The sequence below is a fragment of the Allobacillus halotolerans genome, assembly GCF_018967645.1.
GTDB classification, from domain to species: Bacteria; Bacillota; Bacilli; order Bacillales; family Alkalibacillaceae; genus Allobacillus; species Allobacillus halotolerans.
In genome coordinates, this window is sequence record NZ_JAHLZF010000018.1 from 45,822 (window position 1) to 57,409 (window position 11,588).

The 11,588-nt window shown below is 38.5% G+C and carries 10 protein-coding genes; 4 read left to right on the forward strand and 6 right to left on the reverse strand.

Annotation, left to right across the window (positions count from 1 at the left end):
* The first annotated feature begins 117 nt into the window (after nucleotides 1–117).
* Nucleotides 118–948, forward strand: coding sequence for an HAD family hydrolase (locus tag KQ486_RS11345; RefSeq protein WP_216687689.1), 831 nt, complete (start codon nucleotides 118–120; stop codon nucleotides 946–948).
* A 301-nt stretch (nucleotides 949–1,249) separates the two neighbouring features.
* Nucleotides 1,250–2,257, forward strand: coding sequence for a rod-share determining protein MreBH (gene mreBH / locus KQ486_RS11350; protein WP_144162115.1), 1,008 nt, complete (start codon nucleotides 1,250–1,252; stop codon nucleotides 2,255–2,257).
* 165 nt (nucleotides 2,258–2,422) lie between these two features.
* On the opposite strand, the gene KQ486_RS11355 is transcribed toward mreBH, so the two are convergent.
* From KQ486_RS11355 to KQ486_RS11370, 4 genes are all read right to left on the reverse strand, one after another.
* Nucleotides 2,423–3,355, reverse strand: coding sequence for a DMT family transporter (locus tag KQ486_RS11355; RefSeq protein ID WP_216687690.1), 933 nt, complete (start codon nucleotides 3,353–3,355; stop codon nucleotides 2,423–2,425).
* A 785-nt stretch (nucleotides 3,356–4,140) separates the two neighbouring features.
* The gene (locus tag KQ486_RS11360; RefSeq protein ID WP_216687691.1) at nucleotides 4,141–4,623 is read right to left on the reverse strand and encodes a nucleoside deaminase; all 483 of its coding nucleotides are present in this window, start codon (nucleotides 4,621–4,623) and stop codon (nucleotides 4,141–4,143) included.
* A 78-nt stretch (nucleotides 4,624–4,701) separates the two neighbouring features.
* On the reverse strand, nucleotides 4,702–5,475 hold the full coding sequence (locus tag KQ486_RS11365; protein ID WP_216687692.1) for an ABC transporter permease: 774 nt from the start codon (nucleotides 5,473–5,475) through the stop codon (nucleotides 4,702–4,704).
* Nucleotides 5,453–6,427, reverse strand: a complete 975-nt coding sequence (locus KQ486_RS11370; protein WP_216687693.1) for an ABC transporter ATP-binding protein — start codon at nucleotides 6,425–6,427, stop codon at nucleotides 5,453–5,455. Before KQ486_RS11370 ends, KQ486_RS11365 begins: the two co-directional genes overlap by 23 nt.
* A gap of 276 nt (nucleotides 6,428–6,703) precedes the next feature.
* Here KQ486_RS11370 and KQ486_RS11375 point away from each other — a divergent pair, with 276 nt between their 5' ends.
* Nucleotides 6,704–8,221 (forward strand): potassium/proton antiporter, encoded by a 1,518-nt coding sequence (locus KQ486_RS11375; protein ID WP_212371382.1) that lies wholly within the window; start codon nucleotides 6,704–6,706, stop codon nucleotides 8,219–8,221.
* Nucleotides 8,222–8,380: 159 nt separating this feature from the next.
* Nucleotides 8,381–9,235 (forward strand): MBL fold metallo-hydrolase, encoded by an 855-nt coding sequence (locus tag KQ486_RS11380; RefSeq protein ID WP_212371383.1) that lies wholly within the window; start codon nucleotides 8,381–8,383, stop codon nucleotides 9,233–9,235.
* Between the two features lie 265 nt (nucleotides 9,236–9,500).
* On the opposite strand, the gene KQ486_RS11385 is transcribed toward KQ486_RS11380, so the two are convergent.
* On the reverse strand, nucleotides 9,501–9,758 hold the full coding sequence (locus KQ486_RS11385) for a hypothetical protein (protein ID WP_144162097.1): 258 nt from the start codon (nucleotides 9,756–9,758) through the stop codon (nucleotides 9,501–9,503).
* A 44-nt stretch (nucleotides 9,759–9,802) separates the two neighbouring features.
* On the reverse strand, nucleotides 9,803–11,479 hold the full coding sequence (locus tag KQ486_RS11390; protein ID WP_216687694.1) for a sensor domain-containing diguanylate cyclase: 1,677 nt from the start codon (nucleotides 11,477–11,479) through the stop codon (nucleotides 9,803–9,805).
* Between the last annotated feature and the right edge of the window lie 109 nt (nucleotides 11,480–11,588).

An 11,588-nucleotide genomic window follows, 5' to 3' on the forward strand; every position in this document is an offset into this window, starting at 1 on the left:
TGTATAGAAAAACATCCATGAAAAAAAGCACTTTTGATTAACATACGGTTTTATTACCAAGCCTATCATTCCTATGGTAAAATAATTTTTAGAATATACGAAGTGAGGGATTTTGGCATGTATCGAAATATCATCGAACAAGCAGATGTAGTTATTTTTGATTTGGATGGAACGTTGTATGAAGGAAAAGGGCATTTTAAATTACATACTGAAAACTTGAAGTCTCGTGTACGTGAGGATTTACAAGAAGCCTTTCAAGAAAAATATGATCAATATGAAAATGGGGAGTCGCCTCTTCAAATCGGTAAAATTTATGACGGCGAAAGGGATTTAATCTGGTCTTGGGATCCATTCCAAGAAACGTTGACGGAAGCTAGAAACTGGGAAAATGAAATTGTGGAAGTCGAAAACGCACCTTCTTATATGCAAGCGAGTGACTTTGACTTTGACAAATGGGTGCCAATTGGTGATGGTTGGTGGCCACCTTATGCCGTTGCACGTCATTTTGGCGTTACTGTAGAAGAAATTAAAGAATCGTATGATCAAACAAAAGTCCAGATGGCAAAGCTCGAAGGATTTTTGAATCATACACCTGGTTTGAAAGAATATTTGGAAGAACTTTCGAAGCGCAAGACATTACTTGTTTGTACGAACAGTGATTTAGAAGATGCCAAAAGGCTGCTAAGCTTTTTAGAGTTAGAACAGTTTTTCGTTGAAGTAATTCCATCTGCATTGAAGCCAGTAAATACAAAGAAACACTTTAATTATGTCATCGAAAAATACAACGTGGATGCTCGGAAGCTTGTTTCTGTCGGTGATAACTTTATGAATGAAATAGCACCAGCCTTACAGCTTGGAATGAACACTGTTTGGATTACTGATGTTGAAGAAGCACCTGTCGATGATGATCGTCTGATTTTGACCAATACATTAGCAACATTTGAATAAATGACTACCCGAAACCTGTTCTTTTAATGAGCGGGTTTCTTTTTTTATGATAGTTAAGAATTATTACATGCATTTTCATGATGTAATTTATTTGTTATCTATTTTTAACAAAACCTTTTTAAAAAAATGTTAAACTAACGTGGTACGGGAAATGGGTATATAGAAAACATTTCCTCAATAGACAAAAGGATATCAGTTGACACAATTCGTCACATAACGAACAATAAAAATGAAGCATATCAGAGTTTAATTTCGTTAACTTCGAGAAAAATTACCACACAAGAGAGATGGAGGCAACACAATGTTTTCAAATACTGCAATTGGAATTGATTTAGGTACTGCGAACCTATTGATATATACAAAGAATAAAGGAATTGTTTTTAATGAACCTTCTGTTGTTGCAATAGACACACATACTGGAAAAGTATTGGCAGTAGGTAATGAAGCGAAAGAAATGATCGGGAAAACCCCACATAATATTCAATCGATCCGTCCATTGAAAGACGGGGTCATCGCTGATTACGAAATCACGTCACAAATGCTCAGTACAATGCTGAAAAAAGTAAGCAAAAAACTTGGCGTCTCATTGAGAAAGCCGAATGTCATCGTTTGTGCACCGACAGGATCTACTTCTGTTGAACGTCGTGCCATCGATAATGCTATTCGCGAATATGGCGCCAAACAAGTACACATTATTGAAGAACCTGTCGCTGCTGCTATTGGTGCTGGACTACCTGTTGAGGAGCCTGTTTCCAATATGGTTGTTGATATTGGTGGAGGAACGAGCGAAGTAGCGATTATTTCCTTCGGCGGTGTCGTTTCAGCGAAATCAATTCGCACAGGCGGGGACCATATGGACAGCGCGATCATTCAGCATGTTCGCAAAAAATACAATGTCCTAATCGGTGAACGAACAGCTGAAAACGTCAAAATGGAAATTGGTTATGCTTTAGTTGACCACGATCCGCTCACTATGGAAGTACGTGGGCGAGACTTGGTGACAGGTTTACCAAAAACGATTGAACTCAACTCACATGAAATTCAGCAGGCACTCCGTGAGTCATTGGAAGCCATTTTGGAGGCCATCCGTGACACCCTTGAAAACTGTCCACCAGAATTAAGTGGTGACATTGTCGATCACGGGATTATGCTGACCGGTGGCGGCGCACTCTTGAAAGGCATGCAAGACTGGTTATCCAACGAAATCGATGTTCCTGTGCACATTGCCGAGAACCCGATTGAATGCGTTGCTGTTGGTACCGGGAAATCACTGAGTATCATTCATAAACTTCAAAAAGCGACAAAATAATTAGCTTATCAATCACATACGTCACATTTGCATATCATCCTGTGGGTGGTGTGCTTTTTGGCGTGGATTGAATAAGCTATTTTTATCGTCCATGTGTTGTACTTTCGTCGTATTTGTTTTGTAACAAAAATCCCGCTACCTTTTCAATCAGGTAACGGGGTCCGGTTAATTCGTCGTTTCAATTGCTTTCTTATCTTTTTTTGAAAATCGCTTGATGTTCTTCAAATTCAAATTAACGAGTAGGACGCCACCGACCACAAGGATTCCACCGAAAATTTGAGCTGGAACAAGTTTTTCATTTAAAAATATGACAGCCATGATTGTTGTAAAGACAGGTAACAAGTTCAAGAAAATGCTCGCTAACGAAGGACCTAAATTCGAGACGGATTTATTCCAAAAAATAAGTCCAATTACTGACGGAAAAATCCCTAGGTATAACAATCCGGCTATGCCCTTATAATCCGTGAGTTCAACATGAAACCCATTGATTATCCAATTCGCAATGGCAAACGGCAAGATAATCAAAAAGCCCATTCCCAGCATAATCACTACACCGCCATACACAGGGAATTTGTGGTTATGCTGCTTGACATACATTCCATAAATCGCCCAAATTAGAACAGCAATGATCATGAAGATGTCACCAATATTGAAATCGAGCGCAAATAAAACTTCCAAGGAACCATTCGCAATGACCCAGATTGCTCCAACAAAGGAAATTCCTGCTCCGATTAATTGCCGCTTCGTCAACCGTTCCTTTAATATGAAGTAACCTAGAAAAATAGAAAAAACTGGTGTCGTTGCTTCAACAATCCCAGCGTTCGTCGATGATGTATAGTTTAAGGATAAGTAAACAAAGAAGTTAAAAAATGATATGCCAGTCACAGCAAACGCAAATAAGTATTTCCAATTTTCCTTCCATATGTCCATATGATGTTTCACCTGTTTGTAACCAATAGGCAAAGTAACGAGGAATGCAATGAGTAAACGAAAGAACACAAGAGTTACAGGTGACATATGGCTAACTGCTTTACCGACTACCAAGTTGCTGGAAAAGATGGTAACCGCAATCAACACAAATATATAAGACCTAACCACCAAATCACCACCTAAAGACTATCATACTCTTTATTAATATATGGTCAATGGTGCATAACTGTTTTAACTTATGCTTGCTAGGCTAACCACTACCTAACAACCGCCGTATTTCGACTGAAATCAAATTCGTGATTGCGTTTCGGGTGATTAGGCGCTAGCTATTCCACCGAAACTTCACTCTCACTTCCGGTCCGGGTGATTAGGCGCTCTCTATTCGACCGAAACTTCACTCTCGTTTCTGATTCGGGGGATTATCGCTTCTGTTCTAGGGGATTAGATGCTTTATCAACGACATTTGGCGCTGCGTTGAGTGCCGTTCGGGTGTTGAGACCGCTCCTCGATGACTTTTCACGTTTCATAAGCTGCCATTCGGATATCGAGACAGCTTCTCGACGACTTTTTGCACTTCATAAGCCACTGTTCGGGCGTTGAGACGGCTTCTCGACGACTTTTCACGCTTCATAAGCTGCCATTCGGGTATCGAGACAGCTTCTCGACGACGTTTCACACTTCATAAGCCACTGTTCGGGCGTTGAGACGGCTTCTCGACGACTTTTTACGCTTCATAAGCTGTCATTCGGGTGTCGAGATAGCTTCTCGACGACGTTTCGCACTTCATAAGCCACCGTTCGGGCGTTGAGACGGCTTCTCAACGACTTTACACGCTTCATTAGCTGTCATTCGGGTGTCGAGACAGCTCCTCGATGACATTTCACGCTCGTTCAGTCCAAACTCGAACTTTGATAAAACCAACCGATGATCAAAAAGCTTACATAACAGAAAAACTATTGAAGATTTCCTGTACGAACCATGCGAGCCATTCTCTCGTCGTATTTTTGAATAACTGCAAATGATTCTTTTTCCAATATTCCTTCTATGTAACTATGTATGCGCTTATCAATATAATCATTGGAATGGATGAAAGGTTTCATATTCATATACTTATCTTCGACTGCAAAGACGATATGGCGTATGTTCGTGATTACAATCGTAGACAAGCACATAATACAAGGTTCCAAACTTGTATAAATCACACACTCCCTAGCATTTCTTTGTGAAAAAGCCGCACTGTTATTTATAGCAGTCATTTCGGCGTGTAAGGTGTTGTTTTTATTCGTATGAATTCTATTGTTTCCACGCGAAATAATTTTTCTATTGTGTACAATAACTGCGCCGACAGGTAAGTCTCCTCGTTCACCAGCAATTACCGCTTCATTAATAGCCTCTTTCATAAAATATTCATGATCTAGCTCTTCAATGTTTATCAAGTCTTCTACCCCCAACGTAGCTCATATTTAAAAAGCGACCGAGAGGATTCTCCCTTGGCCGCTTCCTAATAAATCAGATTAATAGTTCCCTAGCAATCCTCTTGACATCGCTATTTTTTCACACTTCAAGTAGAAGAATATGCCGATGAATAAATATACCACTGAATTGACGATTAAAGCGGTGTAATCCATCGCTGTAAAATCTGTCCACGAGTAGCCTTGAATCATAACATGTCGGATCATGTCTACCCCTTTAACGAATGGAGCTAATATTAAGATTGGGGCGACAGATAGTGGCACAAAAGCAAGTGCAGCTAAAATAAACTGAAGGATTTGCATAAATGCTTGAATTTGTTTAAATATGACACTCGCTCCAGCAATCATAAAACCTACACCAACGATTCCGACCAACGTTATTAATAAAATGGTCAAGGTTAAATCAGGTTTTAAATATAGCCATTGATTCGCGGTTGCCATACTTAAATATAATAAACCAACGACAATTACTCCATGTAATGCCATATAACCGATCAATCGTGATAAGAGGATCTTCCACATCCCTAACGGTGACATATACAATTGTTCTAACGTACCTCTTGTGGCTTCCATTGTAATCGTAAAGCCGATATTCGTTAATGTTACTAAAGTCAAATACCAAAAAATATAATTCACAATGACATGTTGGATATTCGCTTCTGCTTGTGCCGGGTCTCCGATAACGTTGATTCCCAAAAGCATTCCTAAAAAGATGATATAAATTGTTGCGATCATGCTGAGTGTATTAGGAAGATAACGCTTCATTTCAATGAATTCCATTCGTGTATTTGCTTTAATTAATTGAATGAATGGCATGGTTCTTCTCCTCCTGAATCAAATTCATGAACACTTCTTCAAAATTGATGGTCGTTCGGTCGATTTTTTCAATGATTGTATTTTCCTTTTTCAATAAATCCATCAAATCATAAATATCGTTATCTTGCTCTAAAGTGATCGTCAACTTCATCCCATCCAGTAATTCATTCATCGGAAACTTTACGTCTAATTCTTTCTGTTGTTGTTCTGTAAGTTCATTTCCTAGCGTTAAAACATAAGCACTTGTTTCAAACAAATTCATCAGTTCCTCTACTTTTTCATCCGCAATTACTTTTCCATCGTTGATAATTACTGTCCGCTCACATAAGTCTTGGACGACAGGCATGTCATGTGTACTAATGATAATCGTCTTCCCAGCCTCTGAAATCTTCTTCAACAATTGGCGCACTTCATACCCTGTTTCGATATCTAGACCTAATGTCGGTTCGTCGAGTAAAATCACGTCACTATCTGCCAATAAAGCAACAGCTAATGCCAGCTTCTGCTGCATACCACGAGATAAATTGCTGACGAGTTCATTTTCCTTTTGTTTCAATTTAAACTCATGCAATAGCTCTTCAATTTCGCTGGCCTTTTCCTTCCGGCTATTCCCACGGTTTCCTGCGAAATATTCTAGGTTTTCTCTCGCAGTTAAGCGCCAATATAAATTCCGGTTCCCCTCTAATACAGCACTAATGTGTTCCAATCCTTTTAGACGATTCTTTTGCATCGTGATGCCGTTAATGACGACTTCCCCTTCATCAGGGACGATGAGTCCACAGATCATTTTGATCGTTGTCGTCTTGCCAGCACCATTCGGTCCGAGTAAGCCGAGAATTTCTCCACGTTTCACAGTGAAATTCACATCGTTAACAGCTTGAACCCACTCTTTTGTTTTTCTTTTTTTGTAACCTTTTTTTAGACCTTTCACTTCAATTAAAATTTCTTCCATTGACTCTCACCCTTCTTTTACGACTATATCTAAAGTTTAGCAATCCCATCCCCACAAGCGAACAGACTACAGCACTGTATTGTTTCCGTCTATAGTCTGAATGTTCAAACAACCCTCGTTACTAAAAATATGTAAAAAAGTTATAGTAATTATTATACTAGATAAAATTCTAATTGTTAATTATTTTCAAAAAATATAAAACTGGCCAATCACCTGATAAGTAAAACAATAATAATTATGATAAAATTAAAAACAGAAAATTAATGGAGGATTCTAATGTTTTTAGATTCAGTAGGAAATGATCAATTAATTATATTAGTCGCTTTTCTTTTAATTAGCGGTGTTCTTGCTGCAAAATTCTCCAGCCAAATGGGGCTCCCCTCCCTTGTTTTATTTATTGCCGTCGGTATGGCGATCGGAAGCGATGGCTTTGGTTGGATTTATTTTGATGATGCGGATATCGCTCAAATTATTGGTGTTGCAGCACTTGTGGTCATTCTGTTTGAGGGTGGACTCCAAACCAAGTGGAAATCCATGCGTCCAGCAATTGTTCCGGCACTGTCATTGGCGACGGTCGGAGTCTTTATCACATCTGTTTTAGCTGGTCTTGCTGCCCACTATTTATTAGATGTTCCTTGGCTTCATGCATTATTACTCGGTTCCATTGTCGGTTCAACTGATGCTGCAGCTGTCTTCGCTACATTCAAAGAACGAAATGTAAAGCCGAAAATCGCTTCAACACTTGAAGCTGAATCGGGTACCAATGATCCGATGGCCGTTTTTTTAACACTTATTTTCATTGAAATGATTGTAAATGATTCAAGTTTATTCGTAATGATCCCTGCATTTTTTTGGCAAATGGGTGTTGGTTTAATCCTCGGTATTTTATTAGGACGATTTTCATCATTTATCATTAATAAAATTAGTTTGGAATCGAGTGGTTTATATCCGATTTTGGCCTTAGCTTTTGCATTCATGATTTATAGTGCAGCTTCTCTCATCGGAGCAAGTGGTTTTTTAGCAGTATACGTTGCTGGTGTAATTGTTGGGAATTCTGAATTGACTTACCGCTATCCTATTTTCCAATTTAATGAAGGGCTTGCCTGGATTGCACAAATTTTCATGTTTATGATTCTTGGATTACTCGCTTTCCCGGAACAAGTTTTTGAAGGCAGTATCGTCTTCTCTGGTGTCATGATCTCTGTATTTCTTATTTTAGTTGCACGCCCAATCGCTGTCTTTATCTCTACGATTAAGATGGGCTACACGTTTAAAGAGAAAATCTTTATTTCTTGGGCCGGTTTACGAGGGGCTGTTCCAATCGTTCTGGCGACCTTCCCGATTGTTGCAGGTGTAGAACATTCAGAAACGTTTTTTAATATTGTATTCTTTACAGTATTAATTTCTGCACTCGTACAGGGCTCAACGATAACGTTGTTTGCCAAAAAGCTTGATTTACTAGGACCGAAGAAAGTAACGCCTGAACATTCAATTGAATTGATTTCATTGGGCAAAGCGAATGCTGAGATGGTTCAGTTTCAAACAAATGAAACACATGCCGTCGTCGGTAATAAATTGCGAGATATTAATTTTCCAAAAAAAGCTTCCATTGCAGCGATTGTTCGTAATGGAAATTTAATCACCCCATACGGCGATACAGAGATTCAAGAAGGGGATTACTTGTATATATTGGTTACACGTAAATTCAAAGAAGATTTGCGCGTTATATTGAACCAAAAAAATGAAGATCACCACGATAACGGTGTAGTTCCTAAAAAAAATAAAACAAAATAAATTGGCAATGCTCAGGATTACATGCTCTAGCAAAAAAGCTGACATGTACTTCTGAGCATTTTTTATGTAGAAGTTTTATTGTTACGAAATTTTTTGTTTATAACTTCGATTTTCGGATAAATATATAGAATAGAAATAGCACCTATAGGAGGTAACAGCATGAAAGACAGTATGAGTTATGGCGATGATTACAAATATATCCCAACCACTTCCACAGAAAGTGGACATTTTGAAAAAATTGCCGAAGACCTTTGGTATCAAACAATTCAAATTGTGAATCTATACTACGTAAATAACCCGTCAGATGATGAGTGGGTATTAGTAGACGCTGGCATGCCTAAGTCAGCTAATAAAATCATTGATACGGTTAATGAAAACTTTTCAAAGCCCCCTGTCGCAATTGTTTTGACACATGGACACTTTGATCATGTCGGAGCCATTATAGAACTCGTTGACTACTGGAAAATTCCTGTTTATGCACATGAATACGAGCTTCCATATTTGCAAGGTGAGTTGAAATATCCAGAACCGGACCCTACAGTTGAAGGTGGCATGGTCGCCAAACTATCGCCTCTATTCCCTGTAGAGCCAATTAATCTTGGGGATAAAGTTCAACCGTTGCCAGAAGACGGCAGTATTCCACACATGAAAGATTGGCGTTGGATTCACACACCCGGGCACACACCTGGTCATATTTCTCTATTCAGAGAAAAAGACAGAACGTTAATTGCCGGAGACGCATTCGTCACTGTCAAACAGGAAAATTTATATGACGTATTTACACAAGAGAAGCAAATTAGCTCGCCTCCACGTTATTTGACACCGAACTGGGAGGATGCAGAAACATCTGTATTAAAATTAAGAGACCTACAACCAAAACTTGCCATCACAGGACATGGACATCCAATGCAAGGTGAAGAATTACACAAAAGCTTGAATTATTTAGCGGATAATTTTAAAGAAGTCGGCATCCCAGACCACGGCCACTACGTCGATGAAGACGATCAAAAATAAACGTAAATTCAAATCGAAACCCGATCGATGAAGTAAAGAAATCGATCGGGCTTAATTTTTTTCATATATATTTTTAATTCTCCCAACAAAAATTAAAGAGCTGGCAAAGGATACTATCCTTTAACCAGCTCTTTGTATCTAGTAGACGCTATCAATTTCTGCACTTCTTGGATGTTTAAGTCATTCCTTACTTTACTAAGGAAGGAACACATATAGTTTAGCAGATAAACTAACGTCTGAACGTTACATTTTGATTACTATTTCGTTAAGTTAAATATAAAATGATGCCTGCCAAAATGACAATCGCGAAGAAAGCAATATAAATAAATGTCAGATTAGGAATATTTCTATTCAACGCCGTTTTTTCATATTCCCAAGAACGTTCCAGTTCATCTCTAAACGTTGCATTATTTTCACGCAGCCGTTCTTGCTCTTGTTCCTCATATTTCTTTCCGATCATCCACGTAGCAATTAACGCAGCAATTGAAACCAACGCAATAAGAATAACTAATGTGACAACCATATTATTTTACCTCCTCAGATGAAATACGAATACCATCTATATATCTATATTTCCTCATCTGCGGTAAGTAAAACTTCATATGTGTTTTTACCGGATTGCTTCGCTTGATAAAGTGCCTTATCAGCCTGTTTAATCATTTCTTCTTCCGTAAATGTAAGGGTCTTCGGCATCGTTAGTCCCATGCTTGCTGTCAACGTTAATGTAACGCCTTTAATTTTAATCGGCTTGCGAATATTATTGTGCAGTCTTTTGACGACATCGACACAGTCTTTCTTGGATTTCACATGGCTTAACAGAATGATGAATTCATCACCACCAAGACGAGCTACTTGGTCATCACTCCGTAAGCTATTTAAAATTCGCCGACTGAATACGCGTAATGCTTCATCTCCAAAATCGTGGCCGTATTGATCGTTCAATTCTTTTAAATTATCCATATCGACCATAATGACAGCAAAATTAGAATGATCTTGTCGACGAGCTTCTGCTAATCGTTCTGACAATCGATCTTGGAAATACCTTCGATTCGGTAAGTTGGTCAATGGGTCTTGATAAGCGAGCGTACGCAATTTCTCTTCATATTTCTTTCGTTCGGAAATTTCTCTCGTCACAACAACCATGTGGAGAAATCCGCCACTTACATCAAAAATCGGTTTGCCTTGCAATTCAAACCATAGCCATCCTTTTTCCGTATGTCGTTGCTTAAATTCCAAGGTGATTGGTACGTTTTCATTGATCGATCGAATGAATTCACTGATGATTTTGTTTTTGTCTTCTTCATGAATATTGTACAAAAGTGATTGACCAACATATTCATCTGGGTGTATGCCTAGAATAAATTCATACGAAGGCGACGCATATAAAATATTACCATCATGGTCCAACAAAGTGATCAAGTCATGTGAACTCTCAGCAATCATCCGAAAGCGTTCTTCACTTTCTCTCAATTCACGTTCAGCTTTTCGTTGCTCACTGACATCTTTCATAATGACATAAATCCCGACAAATCCCTCTTCAATAACTAATGGCGTCATCGTCACGTGAAGTTCTTTTTTCACTGTACTCTTTACTGGAACGGTCAGTTCGAAAACTTGTGCATCCCCACGTATCGTTTTGATAAAATGCTTTTTAAGTATTTGCTGCAGTTTTCGTTCGATATAGCTAAAAGCAGAGTTGCCAATTAATTCGCACTTCTTATACCCTGAAAGAACTTCAAATGCTTTATTAACCTCTAAAAAGTTACCATCTAAATCCAATGAAAAAATAGCATCTGCATTATTCTCGAAAAGCGATCGATAACGCTGCCTACTCAATTCTAGATTTTGATCATCCAACCAAAACTGACTTTCAGCAGGTTCTATATAATCCATTTGACGTGCATGGACAAGGATAAAATTACTCTCTTGTAATTCGATTGGCTGCAAAGTCACATGAAGTGCTATCGTTTCCTTATTAGGTTGTGGAAAACCCATTGTAAATGAATATGGTTGCTTTGTATGAACAATTTCATCAAATTTATCCAATACAAAAACGCGAGAAATTCCAGGTACTTTTTCAGTAAGCTTATCTCCAAGATTCTCTTCTGAAAGTCCTGTTAATTCATATGCTTTATGATTGATCATTTCATAGTAGTAATCTCCTTGCTCCCCTACACGAATGATAATCATAGCGTCTTGGATTCCATCAAAGAAAAGATCCTGCAATAACTTTGTCTGGACCATAGCCACCAATCTCCTTCAATAACTTTTAGACCTGAATAAATTTCATAAATCTTAGCCCTTACAGGGCAAGGGTTTCAAAACACAAAAAAGGAAGTACCTCCCCAAAGTC